Origin of the sequence: Nonomuraea sp. NPDC026600, assembly GCF_040638335.1 — a bacterium.
GTDB lineage: Bacteria > Actinomycetota > Actinomycetes > Streptosporangiales > Streptosporangiaceae > Nonomuraea.
Genome location: NZ_JBEZYD010000006.1, coordinates 25,447 through 49,928 on the forward strand (window position 1 = coordinate 25,447; position 24,482 = coordinate 49,928).

At 69.3% G+C, this 24,482-nt stretch carries 23 protein-coding genes; 10 read left to right on the forward strand and 13 right to left on the reverse strand.

From position 1 onward, the window contains the following. Positions 1 to 22 precede the first annotated feature (22 nt). Both AB0F17_RS15760 and AB0F17_RS15765 read right to left on the reverse strand, forming a co-directional pair. Entirely contained in the window at positions 23 to 217 is a 195-nt protein-coding gene (locus tag AB0F17_RS15760; protein WP_358023837.1) for a hypothetical protein, read from the reverse strand. After that, a complete protein-coding gene (locus AB0F17_RS15765; RefSeq protein ID WP_358022456.1) occupies positions 187 to 777 on the reverse strand; it encodes a hypothetical protein in 591 nt (196 codons plus the stop codon). The genes AB0F17_RS15760 and AB0F17_RS15765 overlap by 31 nt, the downstream gene beginning before the upstream one ends. A gap of 228 nt (positions 778 to 1,005) precedes the next feature. Here AB0F17_RS15765 and AB0F17_RS15770 point away from each other — a divergent pair, with 228 nt between their 5' ends. Both AB0F17_RS15770 and AB0F17_RS15775 read left to right on the forward strand, forming a co-directional pair. Continuing rightward, positions 1,006 to 1,419 carry an SgcJ/EcaC family oxidoreductase gene (locus AB0F17_RS15770; protein WP_358022459.1) on the forward strand — a complete coding sequence of 138 codons (414 nt, stop codon included), beginning with the start codon at positions 1,006 to 1,008 and terminating at the stop codon, positions 1,417 to 1,419. Positions 1,420 to 1,827: 408 nt separating this feature from the next. Further along, positions 1,828 to 3,375 carry an FAD-dependent monooxygenase gene (locus AB0F17_RS15775; RefSeq protein ID WP_358023840.1) on the forward strand — a complete coding sequence of 516 codons (1,548 nt, stop codon included), beginning with the start codon at positions 1,828 to 1,830 and terminating at the stop codon, positions 3,373 to 3,375. Between the two features lie 181 nt (positions 3,376 to 3,556). Here the strand turns inward: AB0F17_RS15775 and AB0F17_RS15780 are convergent, their stop codons facing one another. After that, positions 3,557 to 4,765, reverse strand: coding sequence for an NAD(P)/FAD-dependent oxidoreductase (locus AB0F17_RS15780; protein WP_358022462.1), 1,209 nt, complete (start codon positions 4,763 to 4,765; stop codon positions 3,557 to 3,559). A 65-nt stretch (positions 4,766 to 4,830) separates the two neighbouring features. Between AB0F17_RS15780 and AB0F17_RS15785 the strand changes: the two genes are divergently transcribed. Continuing rightward, positions 4,831 to 5,424 carry a PadR family transcriptional regulator gene (locus tag AB0F17_RS15785; RefSeq protein ID WP_358022465.1) on the forward strand — a complete coding sequence of 198 codons (594 nt, stop codon included), beginning with the start codon at positions 4,831 to 4,833 and terminating at the stop codon, positions 5,422 to 5,424. Positions 5,425 to 5,559: 135 nt separating this feature from the next. Here the strand turns inward: AB0F17_RS15785 and AB0F17_RS15790 are convergent, their stop codons facing one another. Further along, a complete protein-coding gene (locus tag AB0F17_RS15790; RefSeq protein WP_358022468.1) occupies positions 5,560 to 6,705 on the reverse strand; it encodes an epoxide hydrolase family protein in 1,146 nt (381 codons plus the stop codon). A gap of 61 nt (positions 6,706 to 6,766) precedes the next feature. On the opposite strand from AB0F17_RS15790, the gene AB0F17_RS15795 reads away from it, so the two are divergent. Continuing rightward, positions 6,767 to 7,717 (forward strand): YafY family protein, encoded by a 951-nt coding sequence (locus AB0F17_RS15795; protein WP_358022471.1) that lies wholly within the window; start codon positions 6,767 to 6,769, stop codon positions 7,715 to 7,717. Positions 7,718 to 7,771: 54 nt separating this feature from the next. On the opposite strand, the gene AB0F17_RS15800 is transcribed toward AB0F17_RS15795, so the two are convergent. The 3 genes from AB0F17_RS15800 to AB0F17_RS15810 form a co-directional block, all read right to left on the reverse strand. Continuing rightward, a complete protein-coding gene (locus AB0F17_RS15800; RefSeq protein WP_358022474.1) occupies positions 7,772 to 8,128 on the reverse strand; it encodes a hypothetical protein in 357 nt (118 codons plus the stop codon). Between the two features lie 62 nt (positions 8,129 to 8,190). Continuing rightward, complete coding sequence (locus AB0F17_RS15805) at positions 8,191 to 10,155, reverse strand: transposase (RefSeq protein WP_358022477.1); 1,965 nt, start codon at positions 10,153 to 10,155, stop codon at positions 8,191 to 8,193. Further along, the gene (locus AB0F17_RS15810; protein WP_358022480.1) at positions 10,148 to 10,789 is read right to left on the reverse strand and encodes an IS607 family transposase; all 642 of its coding nucleotides are present in this window, start codon (positions 10,787 to 10,789) and stop codon (positions 10,148 to 10,150) included. The genes AB0F17_RS15805 and AB0F17_RS15810 overlap by 8 nt, the downstream gene beginning before the upstream one ends. Before the next feature lie 190 nt (positions 10,790 to 10,979). On the opposite strand from AB0F17_RS15810, the gene AB0F17_RS15815 reads away from it, so the two are divergent. After that, entirely contained in the window at positions 10,980 to 11,336 is a 357-nt protein-coding gene (locus AB0F17_RS15815; protein ID WP_358023843.1) for a helix-turn-helix domain-containing protein, read from the forward strand. 24 nt (positions 11,337 to 11,360) lie between these two features. On the opposite strand, the gene AB0F17_RS15820 is transcribed toward AB0F17_RS15815, so the two are convergent. Continuing rightward, on the reverse strand, positions 11,361 to 12,335 hold the full coding sequence (locus AB0F17_RS15820) for a YafY family protein (RefSeq protein ID WP_358022483.1): 975 nt from the start codon (positions 12,333 to 12,335) through the stop codon (positions 11,361 to 11,363). A 79-nt stretch (positions 12,336 to 12,414) separates the two neighbouring features. On the opposite strand from AB0F17_RS15820, the gene AB0F17_RS15825 reads away from it, so the two are divergent. Then, positions 12,415 to 13,149: an alpha/beta fold hydrolase gene (locus tag AB0F17_RS15825; protein WP_358022486.1), complete on the forward strand. Its 735-nt coding sequence runs from the start codon at positions 12,415 to 12,417 to the stop codon at positions 13,147 to 13,149. A gap of 57 nt (positions 13,150 to 13,206) precedes the next feature. Here the strand turns inward: AB0F17_RS15825 and lanL are convergent, their stop codons facing one another. Then, a complete protein-coding gene (gene lanL, locus AB0F17_RS15830) occupies positions 13,207 to 15,783 on the reverse strand; it encodes a class IV lanthionine synthetase LanL (RefSeq protein ID WP_358022489.1) in 2,577 nt (858 codons plus the stop codon). Between the two features lie 144 nt (positions 15,784 to 15,927). Continuing rightward, positions 15,928 to 16,098 carry an SflA family class IV lanthipeptide gene (locus AB0F17_RS15835; protein WP_358022491.1) on the reverse strand — a complete coding sequence of 57 codons (171 nt, stop codon included), beginning with the start codon at positions 16,096 to 16,098 and terminating at the stop codon, positions 15,928 to 15,930. Positions 16,099 to 16,368: 270 nt separating this feature from the next. Between AB0F17_RS15835 and AB0F17_RS15840 the strand changes: the two genes are divergently transcribed. Further along, complete coding sequence (locus AB0F17_RS15840) at positions 16,369 to 18,258, forward strand: ABC transporter ATP-binding protein (protein ID WP_358022494.1); 1,890 nt, start codon at positions 16,369 to 16,371, stop codon at positions 18,256 to 18,258. A gap of 28 nt (positions 18,259 to 18,286) precedes the next feature. Next, on the forward strand, positions 18,287 to 19,168 hold the full coding sequence (locus AB0F17_RS15845; protein ID WP_358022498.1) for a MauE/DoxX family redox-associated membrane protein: 882 nt from the start codon (positions 18,287 to 18,289) through the stop codon (positions 19,166 to 19,168). A gap of 30 nt (positions 19,169 to 19,198) precedes the next feature. Here the strand turns inward: AB0F17_RS15845 and AB0F17_RS15850 are convergent, their stop codons facing one another. Both AB0F17_RS15850 and AB0F17_RS15855 read right to left on the reverse strand, forming a co-directional pair. Continuing rightward, on the reverse strand, positions 19,199 to 19,843 hold the full coding sequence (locus tag AB0F17_RS15850; RefSeq protein WP_358022501.1) for an HAD-IA family hydrolase: 645 nt from the start codon (positions 19,841 to 19,843) through the stop codon (positions 19,199 to 19,201). 5 nt (positions 19,844 to 19,848) lie between these two features. Then, the gene (locus tag AB0F17_RS15855) at positions 19,849 to 20,028 is read right to left on the reverse strand and encodes a hypothetical protein (RefSeq protein ID WP_358022504.1); all 180 of its coding nucleotides are present in this window, start codon (positions 20,026 to 20,028) and stop codon (positions 19,849 to 19,851) included. A 34-nt stretch (positions 20,029 to 20,062) separates the two neighbouring features. On the opposite strand from AB0F17_RS15855, the gene AB0F17_RS15860 reads away from it, so the two are divergent. Next, positions 20,063 to 21,154, forward strand: coding sequence for a glycerophosphodiester phosphodiesterase (locus AB0F17_RS15860; protein WP_358022507.1), 1,092 nt, complete (start codon positions 20,063 to 20,065; stop codon positions 21,152 to 21,154). 25 nt (positions 21,155 to 21,179) lie between these two features. Here the strand turns inward: AB0F17_RS15860 and AB0F17_RS15865 are convergent, their stop codons facing one another. Continuing rightward, positions 21,180 to 22,715, reverse strand: coding sequence for a long-chain fatty acid--CoA ligase (locus AB0F17_RS15865; RefSeq protein ID WP_358022510.1), 1,536 nt, complete (start codon positions 22,713 to 22,715; stop codon positions 21,180 to 21,182). Between the two features lie 202 nt (positions 22,716 to 22,917). Between AB0F17_RS15865 and AB0F17_RS15870 the strand changes: the two genes are divergently transcribed. After that, positions 22,918 to 24,462 carry a GMC family oxidoreductase N-terminal domain-containing protein gene (locus AB0F17_RS15870; protein ID WP_358022512.1) on the forward strand — a complete coding sequence of 515 codons (1,545 nt, stop codon included), beginning with the start codon at positions 22,918 to 22,920 and terminating at the stop codon, positions 24,460 to 24,462. Positions 24,463 to 24,482 lie beyond the last annotated feature (20 nt).

The following is a 24,482-nucleotide window of genomic DNA, read 5'->3' on the forward strand; positions in this document are numbered from 1 at the left end:
GCGTCGACCAGGACGAGAAGGGTCACCGGAAATTCGGGGCCGACCCGGGGAGCCGGTGTCGTAGCCCTGCATGCCGTGCCTGTCGTTCCCGAGCCGGGCCAGCCATGGTGGTCACCAGCGCGAGCACGTCCTGCGGCTCGATCGAAGCATGGACGAGGCCGCTGTGCTGCGCTTCGGCGATCGCGCTCAGCTTGGCGGCGACTGCTGGGGCTCCGATTGATCGTCCTCGTCAGGCCATTCGTTCTGGAGGTAGAGGCGTACGAGCGCGGCATGGGAGAGCGGGGTCCTGGGATTCGTGACCTCGCCGTTGGTGGTGTAGTCGAGCAGCAGAACCTCCTGCTCATCGGCGAGGTCGCGGAGGTGTTCGATCAGGTCGGTGGTCTTGTTCTCCAGGACCCATCGGTAGGCGGGCAGGTAGATGCGACGTCTTGCCGTCTCATAGCTCAGGAGCCGCTCCCCGTGTAAGCCGTCGCGGTGGCCGCGCACTTGGCCGTATCTGCGGACGGTGCGCTTGAGGCCGGTCATGGTAGTGATGTCCAGCTTGGTGAGGTCGACGTCGGTGGTTTCGAAGACCTTGAGTGCCTGCCAGATTCCTTCGACCGACTGACCGGTCGCGCCGGGCGTCTGCGGCACCGGGATGCCGCCGTGCGGATAGAACGGGCTCAACCGCACCCATGGCTCAGCCGCCTTGGAGGTCACGTCGACGATCTGAGCTCCGGGAAAGGCCTTGGCGAGCGAGGCCGCCGAACGACGGCGGCTGGCGATCCGGATCGGCACGAGAACATCCCTTCCGAACTCTTGGCGGCAGAGCCCAGCATGGCCGACGGCGGCGACAGTTTCCGTCCCGGGCCGGCCGTCGTGGCACCCTAGTGAGCCTGTGACCGATAGATGGCGGTGTGATCGATGGTTGGCGTCATTGGGTATCGGCCCCATCAGGAACAACCGAACGCTGGCACGGTTGACGCTCTTGACCTCAAGCAAACTTAAGGTTCTATCGTCATCGTCATGAGCACAATGAACATTGCCGACCAGACGAGCCAGGCCGATATCGAGGCGATCGAGCAGGTGGTGGCCGCTGTTGAGCACTCCCAGAACAACGAACTCCCTGACGCATTCGTTGCTCTGTTCCGAGCTGACGCGATCTGGACAACGGGCGGTGGCAAGCGCCTCTTCGGCCGTGATGCGATCTCGACGTTCACGCACCAGGTGCTTCCCGGAGGGATGCAGGGCACGACGGTCACGTTTGAGGTGGAACACGTGCTGTTCATCCGCCCCGACGTCGCAGCCGTGAAGGTGCGTCAGGTCTATCGGACGTCCGACGGAACAGAGGTGGGCACACCGCTATTCGTCATGGCAAAGGAGAATGGGCGGTGGCTCCTGACCGCCTGCCAGAACACCAGCGTGCTCGGCAGCGACTGACGCTTTCGATGGGCGACACATCGCGGTCACGGCCAAAAGGCTGAGACTGGCGTACCGGAGTTTCGTCGTTTCATACCCCAGTGACGAGACAGCAAGGTGGCGGGTGATCTGACCTCTGTGTATGTACAGGCTCAGAAGCTTGGTGGCTGCATCCGCAGGCCCGCGGAAGCGGCGCTTCCCGAGGAGGTGGTCTGTCCGCAGCAGACAAAAACGGGAAAGGAGCACCTGCTCCTTTCCACTCTCAACGTATAGCGCACCGGGGGGCTTGCGGCAAGACCCGGGTCGTGCCGCAGAATCGTCGGCCGAGGCCAGAACCTGCGGAAATGGGAGCCACGAAGTGCGTGTGTTGTTGTCGACGACCGGGTCGCGCGGTGACGCGACGAGGGATCGCGCGGGGAGTGGCCGGTGATGGGCGCCGACGTGATCATCGTGGGCGGCGGCCCGGCCGGCCTGATGCTGGCGGGTGAACTGCGCCTGGCCGGAGTGCGACCGCTGGTACTGGAGCGGCAGCCGCAGCCCCGAGACACCCCGAAAGCCAACGGTCTCGGCGGGCAGATCCTGCAACTGCTGAGCTACCGAGGTCTGCTGGACCGGTTCGAAGCGGCTTGTACCGGCCCTGGCCACCCGGCTCCCCGATTCCCGTTCGGCGGTGTGCATGTGGACCTCTCGCCGCTGCCGGATCCCCCGCTGCGGGGGCTGACGCTCCCGCAACCGCGACTCGAGCGCCTGCTCGGCGAACACGCCCACGAGCTCGGCGCCGACATACGCCGCGGACACGAGGTGGTCGGGGTGAGCCAGGACGACGCCACGGTGACCGCGGACGTGCGCGGCCCGGACGGGCCGTACCAGGTGACCGCCCGATACCTGGTGGGGTGCGACGGCGGGCGAAGCAGGGTCCGCGACAGGGCGGGCATCCCGTTCCCCGGCACGACGTATCCGGAGGTCAACAGGCTGGGCCAGGTCACCGTGCCCGATTCGGTGACCCGGCTGGGCAACGGCGACCTCGACGTCCTCGGCCTGGGCAGGATGCGCGCGGGTACCTTCACCTGGACGGACCGCGGCGTCTTCGGGTTCGGGTGGCTCACCTCGGAGGTGGTGATGGTCTCGACCACCGAAGACGAAGCCGCCGAAGTCGACGATGACGTACCGATGACGCTGACCGAGCTGCGGGAGAGCATCCGCCGCGTGCTCGGTGCGGACTTCCCTCTGGGAGAACCGCACCGGCTGTCGCGGTACCAGTTTCAGGCTCGGCAGGCCGAACGATATCGCGACGGGCGGATCCTGCTGGCCGGCGATGCGGCTCATCTGTTCCCCGCCACGGGTGTGGGCCTCAGCGCCGGCATGCTCGACACCGTCAACCTCGCCTGGAAGCTGGCCGCCGACGTCCACGGCTGGGCGCCGCCCGGCCTGCTGGACACCTACCATCAGGAACGCCACCTCGCCGGCGCGCGGACGCTGTTCCACACCCAAGCTCAGGTGGCACTGCGGCGCGGACACGACCCGGCCGCCGACGCGCTGCGGGAAGTCTTCCTGGAACTGTTCGCCGACGAACAGCCATTGCGCCGCATCGGGGCCATGATCGCCGGCACCGACATTCGCTACCCGATGCCCAACCCCAATCAACACCCCTTGACCGGCACCTTCACACCAGACCTCACTCTGCACACCGACCAGGGCACAACCAGCGTCGCGGAACTCATGCACACCGCACGGCCCATCCTCCTCGACCTCGCCGACCGCCCGGACCTCCGCGAGATCGCCCGAGACTGGCAGCATCGCGTCGGCGTCCACACCGCCAAGACCGATCATCGACCAGCTGACGCCCTCCTGATCCGCCCGGACGCCCACATCGCCTGGGCCGCGACCATCGACGAACCCGCCGACACCGCGGCGCCCGCGCTGCGAGAAGCGCTCTCCGGCTGGTTCGGCACCGTTCCTCAAACTGAGCGGAAGTGAGTCCTGTTGCCAGGACTCATGCTCGGTCGCGCGCCCCGAACGGTGGTGGGCGTGCTGGTTGCCCGCGTCCGGGCGGCGCGGATCGTGTCCGTGGTCCGGGGGTGGGGGCGGGGTTCTCCATTCCTTGCTCTCCCCCGCAGGCCACTCGCACTCATGAACAGCCCATGAAGAGCCTTTGCGATCATCCGGTCACCTTGGCGTCCCAGTCGATCCGGTAGTCGAAGATCCAGGTCATCTTCTCGGGCTTGCCCAGCTTGCCGAAAATCCGGATCGCGTAGGCGTTGACGACGCGGCCGACCGGCCCCGCCGCCTTGCTGGCGTTCTTGCGGGTCGTCTCCTTGATGACCCGCTCGACCCGGGGACGGCGCTCGGCCTCATAGGCGGCGAACGCCTCAGCGTAGGGGAGGTCGCGTAGGCAGCGGGCGAGTTGGATCGCGCTCTCGATCGACAGGGATGCGCCCTGCCCCGAACTGGACGACGGCGCGTGCACCGCGTCGCCGACCAGCACGATCCGGCCCTGGCTCCACGTGACGGTTGTGGGCGGCATGTTCTCCATCGGGCCGACGATCACCACGTCCGACAGGTCGGTCCGCTCGATCAGGTCCCGCGCCGGGGTGTCGTCGGCGGCGAACTTCTCCGCCAGGATCGGCAGCCACTCGGCGGCCGGGGTCGCCTGGACCTCGGCGGCGGTCATCGGCTCGGGATGCGGGAGGTTCACGAACCAGACGGCGTCGTCCGCGCCGAAGACCTGGTAACCGAAGAACGCCTTCTTGCCGAAGGTCATCGGCATCTTGCCCTCGGTCGAGGGGATCCCCGGGGCCCGGACGCGGGCGCCGAAGCTGATCAGGCCTGCGTACTGCGGTCCCGGGGCCACCGGGTCGATGAGGGAGCGGACGGTCGAGCGGATACCGTCGCAGCCGATGAGGATGTCGGCGATGGCCTGGGTGCCGTCCGCGAAGTGCGCGGTCACCCCGTCGGCGGTCTCCTCGGCCCGGACGAGGCGCTTGCCGTGCTCGGTTCTGACACCGCGCCGTGCGGCCTCGTCGTGCAGCACCCGGTAGAGCTCGTCGCGCCAGACGAACTGCATCGGCCGGATCCCGGGCGGGTTGCCGAACTCGGCGAGCGGACGGCCCTTCCAGTCCTGGAGCACGATGCCGGTCATCGGCGCGCCGAGCGGTCGGATCAGGTCGGCGCAGTCGATCGCGTCCAGCGCGTCGACTCCGTTGGGGGCCAGGCTCATGCCACCGCCGACCCCGTCGGCGGTCTTCTCGTAGGCCTCGTAGACGGTGGCGTCGATGCCCGCCTTCTGCAGGGCCATCGCGGTGACCGGCCCGGCGATCCCGCCGCCGATGACGAGTGCTGTCTTCACAGTCGCGGTGTTCTGTTCCATGGCGGTATAGTTTCACTGAAACTAGTAGCTCGTCAACTAGTGTATTTCGGAGTAGTGTCGGTGACATGAGTACTGCGTTCCGAGGTTCGCCGCTGGCCCTCACCGTCCTGGCGCTGCTGCATTACAAGCCCCTTCATCCGTACGGGATCCAGCGGCTGATCAAGGACTGGGGGAAGGATCTGGTCGTCAACGTCGAGCAGCGGACGAGCCTCTACCGGACGATCGACCGGCTCGCGGAGGCCGGCCTGGTGGCGGTGCTGGACACCGAGCGGGACCACGCCTACCCCGAGCGGACCGTCTACGAGGTCACCGACGCGGGCCGTGAGGCCGCCCGTGAATGGCTGGTGGACCTGCTCACGGTTCCGAAACGGGAGTTCCCGCAATTTCCGGCGGCGCTGTCGCACCTGCTGCTGCTTTCGCCCGAGGAGATCCCCGGCCTACTGGAGCGCCGGCTGACGGCCGTCACGGCGTCGGTGGCGGAACTGCAGACCGCGCTGACCGGTCAGGCCGAGGGGGGTCTGCACCGGGCCGGCCTGCTCGAACTCGAATACCTGCACGCGGTGGCCGTCGCCGAGGCTCGCTGGCTGACCGCCGTGATCGACGACCTCCGCTCCGGCCGGCTGACCTGGTCCCCGGCCGACTTCGCCGACCCGCAATAAGGCCGACCCGCAATAAGTACGGGCTGCTCATGCCGAGGCCGCAGGGACGGATGTCGGCGTTCGGTTTCTGCCGGTGCCGGTGAGGGAGCCGCGCGTGTCCGGGCGAGCAAGGCGTCCGCCCTGTCTGATTGCCCGTCAGCGGAACTGGCGGAAGAACTCCCGCACATCGTCGACCAGGAGGTCGGGTGCCTCCATGGCGGCGAAGTGCCCGCCGCGGCTGAACTCGGTCCAGCGCACGACGTTGTGGTCGCGTTCGGCGAGGGGCCGAAGGGTGAGGTCATTGGGGAACACCGCCACCGCGGTCGGCACCGGTGACCGCGGCTGGACCTGACCCCAGGTGCGGGCGCCTTCGTAGTAGATGCGGGCCGCGGATCCGGCTGTGCCGGTCAGCCAGTACACCGAAACGTCGGTAAGGATCTGGTCGCGGTCGATGGCGTCTTCGGGCAGGCCGGCGCTCGGATCGGTCCATTCCTTGAACTTCTCGACGATCCACGCGAGCTGGCCGGCAGGTGAGTCGGTGAGGGCGTACGAGATCGTCTGCGGCCGGGTTGACTGGACGATGGCATACCCGGACATGTCACGGCCCCAGGTCGTCATGAGCCCGAGTCGGGCCTGGTCGGCCTCGGTGAGGCCGGTCAGCTCGGCCGGATCGCCGGAGGGGAAGGTGCCCAGGTTGTTGACGTGCACGCCGATCACATGATCGGGGTCGATGCGGCCGAGCTCGGGGGAGACGATCGCCCCGGTGTCCCCGCCCTGCGCGCCGTAGCGGTGGTAGCCGAGGCGTTTCATCAGTTCGGCCCAGGCACGGGCCACCCGGCCGGTATTCCAGCCCGCGGCGGAGAGTGGGCTGGAGAAGCCGAAGCCCGGCAGTGACGGGGCCACCACGTGGAAGGCGTCGGCGGGGTTCCCGCCATGGCTCGCAGGGTCGGTCAGCGGGCCGATGATCTTCATGAACTCCACGACCGAGCCCGGCCAGCCATGGGTGATGACGAGCGGCAGCGCTCCCGGCTCCGGCGAACGGACGTGCAGGAAGTGCACGGTCTGTCCGTCGATGTCGGTGGTGAACTGCGGAAACTCGTTCAGCCGCGCCTCATGGGCGCGCCAGTCGTAACCGGTGCGCCAGTAATCGGCCAGATCCTTCAGGTAACCCAGCGGCACCCCGGCCTCCCAGCCGACGCCGGGCAGTTCGTCCGGCCAACGAGTTTGGGCGAGCCGGTGGCGCAGGTCATCGAGGCGATCCTGGGGAATCTTGATCTGAAATGCGGATATCTCTTCGCTCATGACAGACACGCTATGAGCAAGCTAGGACAGCTTCTGCCCTAGGAGCAGTAATCTGCTGAACATGTTGGAAACGTCCGCCCGGTTGCTGCAACTGCTCTCGCTGCTGCAGACCCCGCGCGATTGGACCGGAGCCGACCTGGCGCAGCGCCTCGAGGTCGACGTACGGACCGTGCGCCGCGACATCCAGAAACTGCGCGACCTCGGCTACCCGGTGCACGCCACCCCTGGCGCGGCCGGCTACCGGCTCGGCGCCGGAACGAAGCTCCCGCCGCTGCTGCTCGACGACGAGGAGGCCGTGGCCGTCGCCATCGGGCTGCGCACCGCCGCCAGCGGCACGGTCAACGGCATGGAGGAAACCTCGCTACGCGCGCTGGCCAAGCTCGAACAGGTACTGCCGTCGCGCGTACGGCACCGGGTCAACCTGCTGCACTCGGTCACCGTCATGGTCCCCACCGGCGGTCCCACCGTGGACCCGGACGTGCTGACCGTGCTCGCGGCCGCCTGCCGCGAGCACGAACGGCTCCGCTTCGACTACCAGAGCCACGACGGTACCGACTCGGTACGCGACACCGAACCTCACCGGCTGGTCCACACGGGCCGGCGCTGGTACCTGGTGGGCTGGGACACCGACCGGCGCGACTGGCGCACCTACCGCGCCGACCGGATCCGTCCCCGCATCCCCACCGGGCCTCGCTTCACACCCCGGCAGGCCCCCGGCGTCGACCTGGCCGGCTACCTCGCGCTCGGCGTCTCCACCGCCCCCTACCGCTACCAGGCCCGGATCACCCTGTACGCGCCGGCCGAGACCGCCGCCGAACGGATCCCGCCCACCGTCGGTGTCATCGAAGCCGTCGACCCGCACAGCTGCCTTCTCCATACCGGATCCAACTCACTCGACGAACTCGCCATCTACGTCGCGCTGTTCGGCTTCCGCTTCCGGATACACCAGCCACCCGAACTGATCGCACACATCCGAGACCTCACCGCCCGGCTCGCCGACGCCATCGACTGACTTCCCGCTTGCCCCGGCACTGACGCGGTGCGCGCGACGGACCACCCGCCACCGTCACCCGCGGCCTGAGATCACTTCCTTGAGCACGTCGTCGACCGGTGTGGCGCCCACGCCGAGAATCTTCTCGGTCTCGGAGTAGTCGATGACGAACGGATGGCCGGGCTTGGTGAGCACTTCGTGCATTTCTGCCCAGAACGGCTCAGTGAACGCGAGCAGGGTCAGATCGCGTTCGGTCATCTCTTCCATCCGCGGCGCCGGTGCCCCCGCGAGTTCGGCGAGTCGCCCGGCCAGGTCCCGCACCGACAGGGTCGAGGTGGGTGCGTGCCAGGCCCGGCCGTACGCCTGCTCGTTACGGCTCGCGGCGATCAGAGCGCGTGCGGTGTCACCGATTGCCGAGTAACTGTGCGGCACGTTGCCTGCGGCACCAGGGCAAGCGTCTGAGATTCTCTGTAGTTCCCTAAAGAAGTAGGACTTTAGGGAATTCGAACGGGCGTAGCGTGGTGTCTGCCACTTCCGTACTCACCGAGGTTGAGCACGGGGGTGATTTTCACTTTGTGGAAGCCGGTTCGGTGGTGAGGATCCCGTACAAGCCCTGTACGCCCCGGCTTGTGCTGGGGTGCCTTGGATGCTTGGCCCGCCGGACGCTTTACCACCGAGATGGTGGTGGCGGGCACCAGACGCCGGTCGGGCATCTGGCTGGAAGTCTGTTTCGGTTGAGTCTGGCGCTTGGCGGTGGGGCCGGTCTTGGCCCGGTTGTTACGACTCTCGGGCCGGGGGTGGAGGTCGGTGCCGGAACGTCGGGCGCGGCGGGCCGCACGGGTCGGCTTCTTCGGGCGGCGGACGCGGGTGACGTTTCCTTCGGTCACGGTGCGGATGACCCGCTTACCCGTCTTGCGCTCCGTGCAGGTGTTTTGCTGGGCGAGGAGCCCTCGGGAGACAATGCGTTCGGCGGCGGCCCAGTCCCGGTCACAGGAGAGACCGCACTTTCGGCAGTGCGCCCACTTCCAGCCCCGCTCGCCCAGCCGATCGGGGGCGGGCGTGTGCGTGAGTTCGCTCTTGCCGTTCCCGCACCGCGGACAGTATTTCGACGTGCCTCGGGCCGGGACGGTGACGACCGCGATCTGGTGTTTCGCGGCCAGGTGCCGGATCGCGTCTACCACGCTTCGTCGGACCTGCCCGGACAGGCGGGCGTTGCCCCGGCGGGTGCCGCGGGCTTCCAATGTGGCGAGGTCTTCGAGGTAGACGACCGTGGCTCCGGCGGCGGCGGCCTGGTCCACGGCCCACCGGGCAGCCCCCCAAGCAAGCGCGTCGTTGAGATTGCGGATCCTGGCACACGCGTGGCTGTGCGCGAGGTCGGCGCGCTCGTGCAGGGAGTGCAGTTCGGCTCGGCGGGTGTCGCCATCGGTGAGACCCGCCAGGAGCTTGGCGTACTGGGTGCGCTTGGCGGCCAGGTATTCGCGGTGGCCACGCAGGCGATGCAGCTTGGCGGAGATTACGCTCGCATCGTAGGCAAGCGGGCGAGCGTCGGTTTCGACCCGCCCGCCCACCAGGCGGCCGACGGTCCCGGTCAGCAGGGTATTGACGCCCCAGTCGAAGCCGATGGCGGTGGTGTGACCAGCGGAGGGGACGAACGGGACCAGGACGGTGAAGGGCAGGTCGACGCAGATTCGCCCGTTCTTGATCCGTAGTGTTGGGGAGGACAACTGCGCGTCGGCGGGAACGTGCGCGGGCAGCGTGATGGGGATGACGTGCCACGCCCATGTCTTGCGGGAGGACGGCAGGGCCTGCACAGGGAGTTGGACGCGGAGTTCCGCCGTGCGCTCTGCGGTCCGGGTCAGGGTGAGGAGTTGCCGGTCGGCGGCGGCGAGCAACGCCTGTGGCGCGTTCACCGGGGCATCTTCGGCCTCGGTGAAACACCCCGGCAGCGCGTCCTCCCGGTCGAGGATGGTCTGGATCTGCCGGCTGCGGTTACGGATCTCCGCCGCCGTAACCCCCTCTGGGAGCATCGCGCGCAGCGCCGTCCATTCCGCGTCGGTGCGCTTGCGCGAATCTGCGGGCCACGTGGCAATAATCGCCTCGACGATCGCCAGGCGGTGCAGGGCCAGCCGCAACGCGCGGGCGGCTTCCTCTTCCGCGCAGCGCCGGACCCGGTCTGAGACGTATACCTCGTCGGGGAAGAGCGCGATCCAGCCCAGGCGCCGCAATGCCATGTAGCCGTTGGACGGCAACGCGCGTCCGTCCTCACTCTTGCCCCGGGCCAGCAGATCGAGATCGGCGGGGTTCCAGTGCCTGGCCACCACCGTCGCGGCGGCAGCCTGAACCAGAGCGAGCAGGAACCCGACCCGCGCGGCCAGTTCCCGCGTGCGGACCACGACGCCGGTCGACTCCTCGACCGCCCGGTAGGCGCTACATGTCGCCGTCGCAATCAGCTCAGGCATCGGGGTCCACCGGATCGTCGTCCGCCCGCGCGGCGGCCTGCTCCAGCAACCGCTTGCGTGCCTCCTTCGAACGGATCCCGTACATCCGCCCGGCGAACGTCGCGATCAGCGATGTGAAGTCCGCGAGCAACTCTTCCCTGCCGGCCGCGCTGCCCGTCTCGTGGAGGATCTCCACGCTGACCCCGTGACAGGCGAGCACCTGGGTGAGCCAGGACAGGCCGAATCGGGCCAGTCGGTCGGCGTGGGTGACGCGGACCACGGTGAAGTTCCCGGCGGCGGCGTCCTTGAGGAGTTTCGCCAGCCCGGGCCGGTTCTCCCGCAGCCCCGACGCCCGGTCCTTGTACACATGCGTGATCCCGCACACCGAGGACCGCCGCAGCTCGTCTTCCTGCGCGGCAAGAGACGTCGGCTGCCCCAATGTCCCCGACACCCGCACATACGCAACCTCAACCCGCGCCCGAACCGGAGCCGCCACGCCAAGGAACGCGTCCAAGTCCGCTTCCGCGAATCGACGCTCCGGCTGCGCTTTACTCACCCACGTGAACGGCATCTGTCCCTGGTCGGCCCATGCGCGCAACGTCGCTGGGGCAACGCCCAACCGTTCCGCTGCCTTGGCCAACCTCAACAGAGCCATCTAGCGATCATAGCCGAACGTTAAGGTTTGATAGGGAAATCGGGCAACAGTCTTAACCCTGCCCGCCATCGACCTTTGCCTGCATCTGGTCAGGATCGACTACGGCGCGGCGGTCGCCAACGCGGCCGCGCGGCTCGCGGTCGTCCCTCCCGTACGGCCGGGCGGCCAGGCCCAGTTCATCGAGACCCCGCTGCCTCCCGAGCGTGGCACCTCACTCGCCGCCACCCGGGCCTGGGCGCTCGCGCATCTCGATCGCCCGCTCACCCTGGCCGACCTCGCCGGTCACGCCAGGACGAGCGTGCGGACGCTGACCAGGCGCTTCCACGCGGAGACCGGGCTGAGCCCGCTGCAGTGGCTGCTGCACCGGCGCGTCGACCGGGCCAGGGAACTGCTGGAGACCACCGAGCTGCCCATGGATCTGGTGGCCGAGAAGAGCGGTCTGGGCAGTGCGGATTCCCTCCGCAAGCACATGGTCGGCCGGGTGGGGCTCACGCCCCGGGCCTATCGTGCGAGCTTCACCCAGTTGCCCACCGACATCTCCTCCTGAGCCCTGCCGCGGTGAATCCGTGATTCACCGCGGCGGGGTTTCCGGTTGTCGTTCGGCGGCCGCGGTGAGTTGACGCGCCAGGTCCTTGAGGGCTTGGCGCAGTTCGTCGGGGCTATGGATGGTGAAGGGCCATTCCAGGGAGGCGAGGAGGTGGGCCATGCCGTCGAGCCGTTCCGCCCGGGCGCGCATCAGGACACCGTTGGGCTGGGCGGTGAGAGTGGCGATGCTGTTCGGTAGCCGTCGCGCGATCTCACCAAGAGGGCCGTCGATGAGGATTTCGACCTGCCAGCGGTAGGGGGCCTGCGTCAGGGTGGCGAGGAGGTGGGTGACCGGGTCGAAGCCGGCGGGGGTGGTGAAGGTGGCGTCGCGGGGTGTGACGGAGGCGACTCGGTCGATGCGGAAAGTCCGCAGGCTGTCGCGGAGGTGGTCGTGGCCGATGACGTACCAGCGCCCGGTGTGGAAGACCACGCCGTACGGGTCGAGGTCGCGTTCGCTGTGTTCCTGGCGCCAGGACCGGTAGCGCAGGGCGACGCTTTGGCGGGAGCGGGAGGCCTGGGCCAGAGCCAGCAGGACGCCGGTTTCGGGGACCTGCGCGTTCACGGTGTTGCCGGTGAAGGACAGGGTGTCGCGCATGGCGGCGAGCGGCTCCCGCAGGGCCTGCGGCAGTACTCGCTCGATCTTGGCCAGGGCGCCGGCGCCGGCCGGTGCGGTGCTGTTCATGCCCAGCCGTTCGCCGGCGAGCAGACCCAGGACGACCGCGAGGGCCTCGTCGTTCGTGAGCACCAGGGGCGGCATCCGGTAGCCGCGGGCCAGCCGGTAGCCGCCGTAACGGCCACGATCGGACTCCACCGGAATGCCGAGCTCCCGCAGGTGCGCAGTGTACCGGCGCACCGTGCGGACATCAGTGCCCAGGCGGTCCGCCAGCTGGGTGCCGGTGAGTCCAGCGTGCGCTTGGAGGAGTTCGAGAAGGGCGAGTACGCGCGTCAGGGGATGAGACATGGATCACTCACAATAACAGGGCGGAAACTGTCCTGTATCACCCCTACGCTCGTCTCATCACCTCGAAAGGGAGAATCGCGTGGCTACTTTCGTACTTGTTCCCGGCGCCTGGCTGGGTGCCTGGGCCTGGGACGGCATCACCCCTGCGCTGCGGGAACGCGGCCACACGGTGCTGCCGGTGACGCTGACGGGCCTCGGCGAAGGCGCCGGCCAGGCGACTCCGGACACGAACCTGGACACCCACATCGACGACATCGTCACGGCCGTCGAACAGCACGGTCTGCACGACGTCACCCTGGTGGCGCACAGCTACGCCGGGGCCCCCGTCACCGGGGCCGCCGGGCGCCTGGGATCGCGGCTGGAGCGTCTGGTCTACCTCGACAGCGCCCCGTTCGCCGAGGGAATGGGCATGCTGGACCTCATGCCGCCGCAGGCGGCGGAGCAACTGAGCAAGCAGGTCGCCGATCAGGGGGAGGGATGGCTACTGCCGATGCCGCCCATCGAGGTCCTCGGCTCGTTCGGCAGCCTGGAGGGGCTCAGCGAGGACCAGCTCGACCTCATGCGCGCGAAGGCCATGCCCCAGCCGTTCGGCACGTACGAGCAGCGGCTCACCGGGCTGGCCGAGCCGGGGCCCGGCGTGGACCGCGTTGTGATCGCTTGTAACGACTTCCGGGCGCTGCTGGATGCCGGGGTGCCGATGCTGGCTTTCCTGAACCAGGCGCCGTGGCGCCGATTCGACCTGTCCACCGGACATTGGCCGATGCTGTCCGCGCCCGGCGAGCTCGCCGATGTCCTGCACGCGGCCGTCTCCTGACGCTGCCAGGCGACGGCACATCCGATGCTGACGCAGTGAAGGAGTGCTGGTAATCCATTAAGGAAGGCGCCAGTTCGCCGTCCACAGGCGAGCGCCGGTGCGGCGGTCGAGGCGGCGGAGGAACGACAGGACGCCGGACGCGCCGGTCGCCCAGGTGTAGCCGGGCTTGTCGAGGTCGTTGCCGGTGAAGACCGGTGCGGCGAATTCGCCGCCCGCGCGCATCAGCATCAGCTCGACGACCTCCTCGGCGCCCCGCCAGTATCCGTCGTCGCCGGTGGCCATCGCCAGGTCGATCAGCGCCTCGCCGATGCCCGACAGACCGCAGCACTGGGACACGACCCACGCCTGCGGCGCGATGGCCAGGCTCGCGCGGGCGCCACGCTCCGCCAGATCGAGGTAGTGGTCCTCGCCGTACGCGCCGGCCGCGTGCGCCAGCGGGGCGAGGATGCCGGAGACGCCCTGGCACCAGGACGCGCCCATGGCCTTGGCGTCCGGCCCGGTGAGCTCGCCGAGCATGGCCTCGGTGGCGGTGGCCAGCGACTCGAAGCGTTCCCTGGCCGCCTGCCCGGCGGCGTGGTCGCCGGTGGCCTCGTGGTAGGAGAGCAGGAACTCCGCGCAGCCGGCGGCGCCGTGGGCGAAAGCCATCTCCACGTTCACCCCCGAACCGGCCTGGGCCGGTGCCACCGCGTCCTTGGAGTCCGTCACCTCGCCGGAAATGAGCAGCCTGGCGCATTCGGCGGCCACTTCCAGGTGGCGCGGATCCTGTTCCAGCGCGGCCAGCGAGAGGTGCCCCGCGCCGATCCCGGCGACGCCGTGCGCCTGGTCCGCGCGCTGCTCGCCCGACAAGACGATCGGCCCGGGGTCCGGCAGTTCGGGGACGGCGGTCAGCCGCGCGGCGGCGAGGAACAGCGCGGTTCCGGTTCGGCCGAAGTAGAGCGCCGGGGGGAGCGCGGTGGGCGGCATGAGGCGGGCCGTCCAGCGGGCCAGGTCGGCGGCGACGGCCTTGGCCTCGGGGTGGTGCAGCAGTTCCATGCCGATCCCGGCCGACCCGCCGTAGACGTTCGTCACCGGCGGGCTCGACGTGCGGTCCGCCGGGCCGTCCATCAGGCCCTCGGCGAACCGTACGCACGCGCGGGTGGTGTGGTCCAGGACCCGCGACAGCAGATCACCGCTGAACCGCACCCCGTCAGGCCGCGACGTACTGCGGCTCGGTCGCCCGGCCCTCATGTCGGCCGCGGCCGCCACACGTTCCTCGGCGTCGAGGCTCAGCAGGCGGGGCAGCAGCCCGATGACGCCCGTCGTGACGCCGGGGAACATCCGTGCCAGGCACATCACCGTCCGTTCGACGTTCCGGGCCTGGACGGAGTCGATCATGATGGGGTTCATCCCGGTCGCCGCGAAGAACAGCGTCGCCCCGAGCGAGAAGTAGTCGTCGGCGGGCTCGGAGGGACGATCCTCCTGCTGGCCGGGCACGCTGTAGCCACGGCTCCACCCGGGCAGCTGCAGCTCCTCGTACCTGCTGTTGCCGAAGTCGATCAGCGTGCAGGCGCCGTCCTCGCCGAGCACCACGTTCTTGGGGGAGAAGTCCCTGACGACGACGCCGCGCGCGTGCACGGCGTCCAGCACGTCCAGCAACCGGGCCGCCAGCACGGCGAGGTCCCTGTCGCCGCCGTCCTCGGTGAAGCGGCCTTGCTCGCCGACGAACCGGTTGAGGTCCAGGCTGCCGGCGTCGGTCATCACGAGGAACTCGTCGTCGCCGTGCCGGAAGTGGTCGATCGGCGTGGGGACGCCCGCGACGCCGTCCAGAGCCTTGAGGATGCGCAGCTCGTTGCGCAGGTACATGCGCAGGTCCCAGCCTTCGGCGTTCTCGCCCACGTAGGCGCGGGACTCCTTGACCACGACCGGCCTGCCGTCGGCGTCCTCGGCCCGGTAGACGTTGCCGCGCGGGCCGCGCATGACGCCGGACGTGAGGCGGTACCGGTTGCCGATCAGCTTGGCGGGCGCCTCGCCGGCATCAGGCCCAGCGGTGCTCTCCCGGGACGGGCCGGGGGCGCTCTCCCGGGACGGGCCGGGGGCGCTGCCTTGCGGGCGGAAGGGGTCGGTCGCCCACGGCGGGCAGGAGAACTCGGGTCCTGCCGCGCCCGGCAGGTGCTCGCCGTCCGGGCCGACGATGATCAGCTCGAAGTCGCCGTTCTCGTCCACACGGTACTGGGGGGCGAAGGGGGCATATCGGTAATAGACCGGCGCGTCGGGGCGCACTCTGCGATCGCTGACGATGCGCGGCGCGGTCAGCCCCGCCAGCGCCTCGGCCAGCCGGTGGCCGAGCGGGACGACCTCGTCCGGCTGCGGGTAGACGGTGATGGCCTTGCCGACCGCGCCCGGGTCGAGGTCTCCGGAGTTGAGTTCCGCGAGCTTGCCGGGCGAGAGGGCGACCTTGAAGTCGCAGGACACGCCGGCCAGGACGGGCAGGACCCGGTCGAGCGTGGCGGCCAGGGTGCCGGGACGGGCGGAGACGTGCAGCTTCCAGCCCTGGTTGGGCGTCGTCGCACGCGGGTCGTGAACACTGACCCAGGTGTCGCCCTCGTAGATTTCCCTAGTATTCGACTCGGCAAAATGGGTAAGAGTGACAACCACATTTACTGTCAACGGGAAAACCCCTTCTGCGCCGGAGCGGCCGGATGCTCCAAGAAAGGCCACCGGAAGTGCGCCGATGGCCTTTCCGCCGCGTTACGGAACAAGTCGTGCGTCGCCTTAGACGCCGAACGCGTTACCGCGCGATTACACGATCGAAGGGCAGCAGGGGAACGTCGAGCACACGGTGCGCTTGCAGGTGTTGACGCAAGCCTGTGGTCCGTGGAGCAGCGCGGTGAGCTCGCCTTCGAAGTCGATGGCGAGGTCCTCGTACTCCAGAACGCCTGCGTCGCGGGGCTCAAGTGTAAGAACGGACATGAGGGCTCCTTCCTTGGCCACCGGGTGGGTGGCCGATGGTGGATTCGAGCCTCGGGACGGCACCGGGTAGGGGCCGTTACCCGCGCCCTGACCGCGATAGGAATCGCCTGTCGCGGCCAAACGGACGCATTATGTTCATATTTTCTCAACCATGTCCAGACGTCACTCAACGCGAGCCAGGTCGCATCACCTCCGGGACAAGTCATTTACAACAGGGCTTTACGCTGACACATTGGTCACCTAGATTGGCTAGGTGATCTGGTCACTCGCATGAAGTCGTTCTGGAAGAAGCGACCCCCGGACGTTCCGGCGGACAGGTCGGGGCTGGCGGTCGCCTACTGGGAGAGCCACGACGACGAACTCTTGACGGCGAGCCTGTCGAAGATCGCGCGCCGCCTGCCGTACCTGGTGATGTCCGCGTTGCGGATGGCGTGGGAGGCCCACCGCCGCGACACGATCATCGCGCTGGCCGGAAACCTGCTGGCCGGTGTCTTCACCGTCTACGGCCTGGTCGCGACCTCCGACGTGCTCGCCTCGCTGTTCGCCGGCGGGCCGACGCCCGAGCGCATCCGGGCGGCGCTGCCCTCGCTGGCGCTGGTCGCGGCCGCCGCCGGGCTGCGCGGGACGCTGCTGACCGCCGCCACCTGGGCTCAGGCGCGGCTCAAGGTACAGGTCGAACGGCTGGCCGAGACGCGGCTCTTCGAGCTGACCACCCAGGTGGAGCTGACCGCGTTCGACGACGACGAGTTCCACAACGCGATGCGCAGAGCCCGTGACAGCGGCGTGCCCGACGCCGCGGGCGTGGTCGAGGCGACGGTCGCCGTGATCGGCGGAGCCGTCGGCGTGCTGGCCTCGGCCGTGGCGCTCGGCCTCATGCACCCGCTCCTGACGCCGCTGTTGCTGGTCACGGTCGTGCCCGCGGGCTGGGCCGCGATACGGGCGGCACGCCTGCAGTACCAGGCGTACTACCGGCTGTCGGCCGCGCGGCGGCGCAAGTTCATGCTGTCGGACCTGATGGCCGAGCGGTTGCCCGCCGCCGAGGTGCGCGCGTTCGCGCTGCGCGACTTCCTGCTCGGCGAGTACGGGAACGTCGCCGACCTCGAACAGGAGGTGCAGCTCGACGTCGCGCGCCGCCGTGCCGTCACCAAGGCCGCCGGCGACCTGCTGACCGGCGCCGCGACCGTCGCCGTCTACGCCGCGCTCGCTGGGCTGCTGGCCGTCGGCGTCATCCCGCTCGCGGTGGCGGGCGCGGCCGTGCTGGCCATCCGCGCCGGCCAGATGTCGCTTGCCGGGCTGGTGCAGATGATGAACCGGCTGTATGAGGCGGGCCTCTACTTCGGCGACTACCTGTCGTTCCGCGCGCTGGCCGCCTCGCGCGTGCGACAGCCATCCGGTACGGCGGCACCGGAACCGTCCGGGCGGCTGACCGCCGACCAGGTGACGTTCAGCTATCCGGGGGCGAGTGGTCCCGCGCTCACCGGGGTCAGCGTCTCGGTGGGGTTCGGCGAGGTCATCGCCCTGGTCGGCGAGAACGGCTCCGGCAAGACCACGCTGGCCAAGCTGCTCGCCGGGCTGTACCGGCCGGACTCGGGGGCGATCCGCTGGGACGGCGCCGACCTGGCCGACCTCGACACGCGCGGGCTCATCTCGGTGATCGCCCAGGACCACACCCGCTGGCCGCTGACCCTCCGCGAGAACATCCTCATGGGCCGCCCGCTGGACGAAGAGCGCCTGGCCGCCGCCGCGGCCGCCGCCGGGGCCGACGAGGTGGTGGCCGGGCTGTCGCAAGGGTATGACTCACTGCTCGACCAGCGCTTCCGAGGCGGCCACGACCTGTCGGGCGGGCAGTGGCAGCGGATCGCCGTGGCCCGTGGCTTCTATCGCGACGCCGCCCTGGTGATCTTCGACGAGCCGACCTCCGCGCTGGACGCACGCGCCGAACACGCCCTGTTCGAGCGCATCCGCAAGCACGCCGACGGCCGCTCCATCGTCCTCATCACGCACCGCCTCGCCAGCGTCCGGTACGCCGACCGCATCTACGTCCTCGACCACGGGCGGGTGGCCCAGCAGGGCACGCATGCCGAGCTGATGGAGAAGGGCGGTTCCTACGCCGACATGTACACCCTCCAAGCCCAGGCCTACCGGGAGGCGGTCACATGACCTCTTGTGAGGGTTCCGAGGCGATCCGGTGATCCTTCTGGCGTCGGCCTACGCGGCTCTGATCGCGGTGCTCCTGTACGCGGCCGTGAGCAAGGTCCGTGACCTGCCAGGGTTCGCCGCCGATATCGCGGGTTACCAGCTGATCCCGCAGCGGCTCACGCTCGCCGCCGCCGTCACGGTGGTGGGTGCGGAGCTGGCGGCGGCCGGGCTGCTCACCGCGCCACCCACCCGGCGCTGGGGCGCACTCCTCGCGGTGGTGCTGTTCGCCGCCTTCCTCGCTGCAATGGCGTCCGTGCTGCGGCGCGGGCTGACCGTCGGCTGCGGCTGCTTCGGCGACCACGACCTCGTCGGCCCCGCCACCATGACCCGTACCGGCCTGCTCGCGGCGCTGGCGGTCATGGCCGCCGTCGCGGGGGCTTCCCCGTTCACCTTCGTCCACCTGCTGGTGGGAGCGGCCTACCTCGCGCTGACCTTCTTGCCGGCCCGGCTGATCGGGGCCGTGGAGCGCGGCCGCGTCGGCCCCCGCCCCGGCAGCCACTGGGACGTGACCCCACAGGCCGCGGCCCTCACCTCTGAAAAGCCCGGCGTCCTGTACGCGCTGATAGGGCCGACCTGCGGCGTCTGCAGCGCGATGCTGCCCGCCTTCGTCGCGGCGGAGCGGGTGGACGTCGTCCTGGTGAGCGCCGCGGAGGAGGGGCAGGTCCGCGACTACCTCGCCGCGCACGAGGTCGAGTTGCCCCTGGTCATCGATCCCGGGGTGTTCGACCGTCACGGCATCCCCTGGCCGCCGTACGCGGTGCTGACCGACCGGCAGGGCGTCGTCCTGGCGGCAGGCGGTGTGGCCGAGCCCGGCGCTCTCGACGCCCTGCTCGGCAACCTCCCATCGGCTCCTGGCCGGTCCAACGCCTGATGCGACATCCCCTGGGCGGCCTCCCGTGAGCTAAAGGTCGGCACCAAGCACGGCGATCGCGTCCAGTACGTCGGTCACCTCATGGTCCGCTCCCGGGGATCGCCCCGGAGACAGGCCGCGGTCGATCCAGATCGTGCGCAGACCCGCGCCCCGCCCGCCCGCCACGTCCTTCTCCACGTCGTCGCCCACCATCCAGCCACCCCCCGCCAGCGTGGTGCCGCACCGTTGGGCGGCGATCTCGAACAGTTCGGCCGCCGGCTTGCTGACGCCCTCGGCGTCCGAGATGGCCCAGCCGTCCACCCGGTCCACCAGTCCGCTGTGGTGGATCTTGCCGTACTGGTTGTCGGTCATGCCGTTCGTCACGATGCCCACCATCCAGCCGGACAGGCGCAGCCGATCGAGGGACTCGAGTACGGCGGGGCGGCAGGTGACGAGGTGCGGCAGGCGGTCTCGGTAGCCACGCCACAGCGAGTCCGCCGACTCGGCGAGCGCGAACCGCTCGCGGACGTGGGTGAAGAAAGTGTTCATCGGTAAGGAGCCGTCGGCGTCCAGTTCGATCAGCCAGGCCACATCCGCCGGGCCCAGCCCCCTTTCGGCGGCGAACTCGGCGGCCCAGCGCCGGAAGGCGTCGAGGCGGTCGATCAGGGTGTTGTCCAGGTCGAAGAGCGCCAGCACGCGTGTCAGCCCTTTCTGCTGTCGATGAGCTCGTCCGTCGCCTCCGGACAGGCCGCCGCGGCCCGGTGGGAGAAGTCGAACAAGATCGCTGATTCCGCCTCAGAATAGCCACTCAGCAGCTCGCCGAGCCGCCGCCGGGTGCCGGCCAGGACGAGGTGATCGACGGCTGTGTGCCCGGTCGTCACTCACCGGCCACCTTGCCCGTTTACCGTACGCGGCATGCTGACGCGCAGATTATTCGCGAGTGCCCTGGCCGTCCTGACCGGTGGTACGGTCGCCGTCGTGATGCTTCAGCCTCACGCCGCCACGGCCGAGCGCCGCGGTCAGGCCCCCGTCGTCATCGGTCACCGTGGCGCCAGCGCCCACCGTCCCGAGCACACGCTGCTCTCGTACGAGGCGGCCATAGCGATGGGCGCCGACTACATCGAGCCCGACCTGGTCTCCACCAAGGACCACATCCTGGTGGCCAGGCACGAGAACGACATCACCGGCACCACCGACGTGGCGGCGCATCCTGAGTTCGCCGACCGGCGCACCACCAAGACGGTCGACGGGCGGCCGATCACCGGCTGGTTCACCGAGGACTTCACGCTGGCCGAGCTGAAGACGCTGCGGGCCAAGGAACGCGTGCCCGACCTGCGGCCCGACAACACGGCCTTCGACGGGGTGGCGGAGATCCCGACGTTCGAGGAGGTCGTGCGGCTCGCGCAGCGCCACGGCGTGGGCGTCTATCCCGAGACCAAGCATCCGACGTACTTCGACTCCATCGGCCTGTCGCTGGAGGAGCCGCTGCTCGACATCCTGAACGCCAACCACGTGCGCAAGGCCTACATCCAGTCGTTCGAGACCGCGAACCTGCGGGAGCTGCGCAAGAAGACCAGGCTGCCGCTGATCCAGCTCATCACGTTCGGCGGGGCGCCGTACGACTGGGTCGCGGCCGGTGATCAGCGTACTTATGACGACATGGTGAAGCCCGAGGGGCTGCGCGAGGTGGCCTCGTACGCGAACGGGATCGGCGTGGACACCCGCCGCGTCGTGCCGGTGGGCGCGGACGGCAAGCTGGTGGAGCCCACCACGCTCGTCGAGGACGCCCACCGCAGGCGGCTGGACGTGCACGTGTGGACCATCCGCAACGAGAACTCCCAGCTCCCCCTCGACTACCGGCTGGGCAACCCGGCCAGCCCTGCCTTCCCGCGCGCCACCGGCGACGTGATGGGCTGGCTGACCAGGCTGCTCGACCTGGGCGTGGACGGCGCGTTCTGCGACGACCCGGCGATGGGCCGGGCCGTCGTCGCGCAGCGGTCCCGCTAGGCGGGAGCCAGGCAGGAGAACAGGGCTACCTGAGCTCGCGCTTCAGGATCTTGCCCGTGGCGGTCATCGGCAGCGCGTCGCGGAACTCCACGACGCGCGGGTACTTGTAGGCCGCCATGTTCTCCTTGGCCCAGGCGATCAGCTCCTCCTCGGTCGTGGTCGAGTCGGGCGTGCGGATGATGTACGCCTTGATCTCCTCGCCGTGCGAGTCGTGCGGCACGCCCACGACGGCCGCCAGCGAGACCGCCTCGTGGGTCATGAGGACCTCTTCGAGCTCGCGCGGGTACACGTTGAACCCGCCACGGATGATCATGTCCTTGGAGCGGTCGATGATCGAGTAGTAGCCGTCGCTGTCGCGGGTGGCGATGTCGCCCGTACGGAACCAGCCGTCCCGCAGCACGTCGGCCGTCGCCTCGTGGCGCCCGTAGTAGCCCTTCATGATGTTGTGGCCGCGGATCGCGATCTCGCCGGGCCCCTCGCCCTCGATGGTCTTCCAGTCGCCGTCGATCAGCTTCATCTCGACGCCCCAGATCGGGGTGCCGACCGTGCCCGGCTTGGTGGGCCGGCCGAGCTGGTTGAAGCTGGCCACCGGGGAGGTCTCCGACAGGCCGTACCCCTCCAGGATGTCGAGGCCGAACGTCTGCCGGAAGTCCTTCAGCACCTCGACGGGAGAGGACGCCCCGCCCGCCACGGCGATCCGCAGCGTGGTCGGCACCTCGGCGCCCTCGGCGTGGATCTTGGTGAGCATGCCCCAGTACATCGTCGGCACCCCGGCGAAGAAGGTGACACTCTCCTTGCGCATGAGGGCGACCGCCTCGCCCGGCTCGAAGCGGGGCATCAGCACGACGGTGGCGCCGCGCAGGAAGCCGGTGTTCATGACGACGGTCTGGCCGAAGGAGTGGAACAGCGGCAGCACCGCCAGATAGGTGTCGCCACCGTCGCCGCGCGGGAACATCTTGTCGCTGGCCATGGCGTTCAGCAGCATGTTCTGGTGGCTGAGCTCGGCGCCCTTGGGCTGGCCGGTGGTGCCGGAGGTGTAGAGGATCACGGCGGTGTCGTCGGGCGCCGTCTGCACGGTCTCGAACTCGCCGGGCATGCCGCCGAGCGCCGCCCAGATCGACTCGCCGTACTCCGACTCGGTCGCCAGCGGCGTGGCGGGCAGCACGAACAGATGCTCGCAGCCCTCGGCCCCCTCGAACCCGGCCCTGCCCCGCTCGCCCAGCGGCAGCTCGGGCGTGCCCTCGAAGCAGAACAGCGCCTTGGCGTCGCTGTCGTCGAGGTGGTAGGCGATCTCCCGCGACTGCAGCAGCACGTTGAGCGGCACCACCGTCGCCCCCGCCTTGAGGATGCCGTAGTAGACGAAGGGGAAGTACGGCAGGTTCGGGCAGGCGAGAGCGACCTTGTCGCCCTTGGTGATGCCACGCGAGACGAGCAGGTTCGCCACCTGGTTCGCCACTGTGTCGATCATCGAGTACGGCAGCCGCATGTCACCGAAGACGATGGCGGTGCCGTCGGGGGTGTTCCTGGCGCTGTCCTCCAGGACGATCGACAGGTTGAGCATGAGCGCCTTCCTCCCTGTATGCGGCTTGCGGCGCCATCATCGCAGGAAGGACATACCGACCGGTAGGTGCAAACTCCATAACCTGTAGAACTCCGCTGGACGCGGCCCAGCATGGGTAACACTGGGGGCAGATAGGTGTATGGACGCCGTAGTCCGCCTGGAGTAAGCAAGTACCAGATTACTTACCCCTGGGAGGGGCGCGATGGAGTACGACTATGTGATCGTCGGGGCCGGGTCGGCGGGGTGTGTCCTGGCCAACCGGCTGTCGGCCGATCCCGGGGTGTCCGTGGCGCTGGTCGAGTCGGGCGGGCAGGACGACAAGCTGGAGATCCGCATGCCCGCGGGCTTCGCCAAGCTGTTCAAGACCGACTACGACTGGAACTACTCGACCGCCAAGCAGGGCGAGATGTCCGGCCGGGAGCTCTACTGGCCCAGGGGCCGGGTGATCGGCGGCTCCTCGTCGCTCAACGCGCAGATGTGGGTGCGCGGCTGCCAGCTCGACTACGACCAGTGGGGGATCCCCGGCTGGACGTACGACGACGTCCTGCCGTACTTCACCAAGGCGGAGCACCGCGTCGGCAGCAACGGCGGCGGCGTCTACGGCTCGGCGGGCCCGCTGTTCATCTCCGAGCTGCGCAGCCCCAACGTCACCACCGCGGCCTTCCTCAAGGCCTGCGAAGAGCTCGGATTAGCGCGGCTCGCCGAGCTCAACGGCCGCTCCAACGAAGGCTTCAGCGCCACGCCCGTCACGCAGAACCGCGGCCGGAGGTGGAGCGCCGCCGACGCCTACCTGCGCCCGGCCCTGAAGCGGCCCAACCTGACCGTGATCACCGGCGCGACCGTGGACCGGGTGGTGTTCGACGGCACGCGGGCCGTCGGCATCGAGCACGACGGCGGCGCGCAGGTCAAGGCCAAGCGGGAGGTCATCCTGTCGGCGGGCTCCATCGGCTCGCCGTACCTGCTCATGCGCTCAGGGGTCGGCGCGGCCGACGAGCTGCGCGACGCGGGCGTCGCGATCGTGCGAGACCTGCCGGAAGTCGGCAAGAACCTCCAGGACCACCTGTCGACGGGTGTGTACGTGCAGTCCAAGCAGCCGGTCACGCTGACCAAGGCGGAGTCGATCGGCAACCTGCTCCGCTACATCGTGCTGCGCTCCGGCATGCTCACCACGAACGTGGGCGAGGCGGTGGCGTTCATCAGGACCTCACCGGAGGAGCCCGCCCCCGACATCGAGCTGATCTTCGCGCCCGGCCCGTTCATCGACCACGGCCTCACGCCGCCGACCGGCCACGGGCTGACCGTCGGCGTGGTGCTGCTGCAGCCGGAGAGCCGCGGCCGGATCGGGCTGAACGGCCGCGAGGTGGTGATCGACCCCGGCTACCTGACCCAGGAGGCCGACGTCAAGCGGCTCATCGCCGGGCTTAAGACGGCCAAGCAGGTCTTCGCCACCGCCGCGATGAAGGAGTACGCGGGCGGGCCGATGGCCCCCTACACGGGCCCGGAGAGCGACGCCGAGCTCGCCCAGTGGATCCGCGAGCGCGGCGAGACCCTCTACCACCCGGTCGGCACCTGCCGCATGGGCACCGACGCCGAGTCGGTCGTCGACCCGTCGCTCAAGGTACGCGGCCTCGACGGGCTCAGGGTCGTGGACGCGTCGATCATGCCGACCCTCAACCGCGGGCACACGCATGCCCCGGCCATCATGATCGGCGAGAAGGGGGCCGAGCTCATCGCCAAGCGCTCTTGACGTAAGTGAGCGCTTGCAGA

Coding starts and splice junctions, on each gene's coding strand:
- AB0F17_RS15770 (WP_358022459.1), top strand. CDS start 1,006: ATGAGCACAATGAACATTGCCGACCAGACGAGCCAGGCCGATATCGAG.
- AB0F17_RS15775 (WP_358023840.1), top strand. CDS start 1,828: ATGGGCGCCGACGTGATCATCGTGGGCGGCGGCCCGGCCGGCCTGATG.
- AB0F17_RS15780 (WP_358022462.1), bottom strand. CDS start 4,765: ATGGAACAGAACACCGCGACTGTGAAGACAGCACTCGTCATCGGCGGC.
- AB0F17_RS15785 (WP_358022465.1), top strand. CDS start 4,831: ATGAGTACTGCGTTCCGAGGTTCGCCGCTGGCCCTCACCGTCCTGGCG.
- AB0F17_RS15790 (WP_358022468.1), bottom strand. CDS start 6,705: ATGAGCGAAGAGATATCCGCATTTCAGATCAAGATTCCCCAGGATCGC.
- AB0F17_RS15795 (WP_358022471.1), top strand. CDS start 6,767: ATGTTGGAAACGTCCGCCCGGTTGCTGCAACTGCTCTCGCTGCTGCAG.
- AB0F17_RS15805 (WP_358022477.1), bottom strand. CDS start 10,155: ATGCCTGAGCTGATTGCGACGGCGACATGTAGCGCCTACCGGGCGGTC.
- AB0F17_RS15810 (WP_358022480.1), bottom strand. CDS start 10,789: ATGGCTCTGTTGAGGTTGGCCAAGGCAGCGGAACGGTTGGGCGTTGCC.
- AB0F17_RS15820 (WP_358022483.1), bottom strand. CDS start 12,335: ATGTCTCATCCCCTGACGCGCGTACTCGCCCTTCTCGAACTCCTCCAA.
- AB0F17_RS15835 (WP_358022491.1), bottom strand. CDS start 16,098: ATGTCCGTTCTTACACTTGAGCCCCGCGACGCAGGCGTTCTGGAGTAC.
- AB0F17_RS15840 (WP_358022494.1), top strand. CDS start 16,369: ATGAAGTCGTTCTGGAAGAAGCGACCCCCGGACGTTCCGGCGGACAGG.
- AB0F17_RS15860 (WP_358022507.1), top strand. CDS start 20,063: ATGCTGACGCGCAGATTATTCGCGAGTGCCCTGGCCGTCCTGACCGGT.
- AB0F17_RS15865 (WP_358022510.1), bottom strand. CDS start 22,715: ATGCTCAACCTGTCGATCGTCCTGGAGGACAGCGCCAGGAACACCCCC.
- AB0F17_RS15870 (WP_358022512.1), top strand. CDS start 22,918: ATGGAGTACGACTATGTGATCGTCGGGGCCGGGTCGGCGGGGTGTGTC.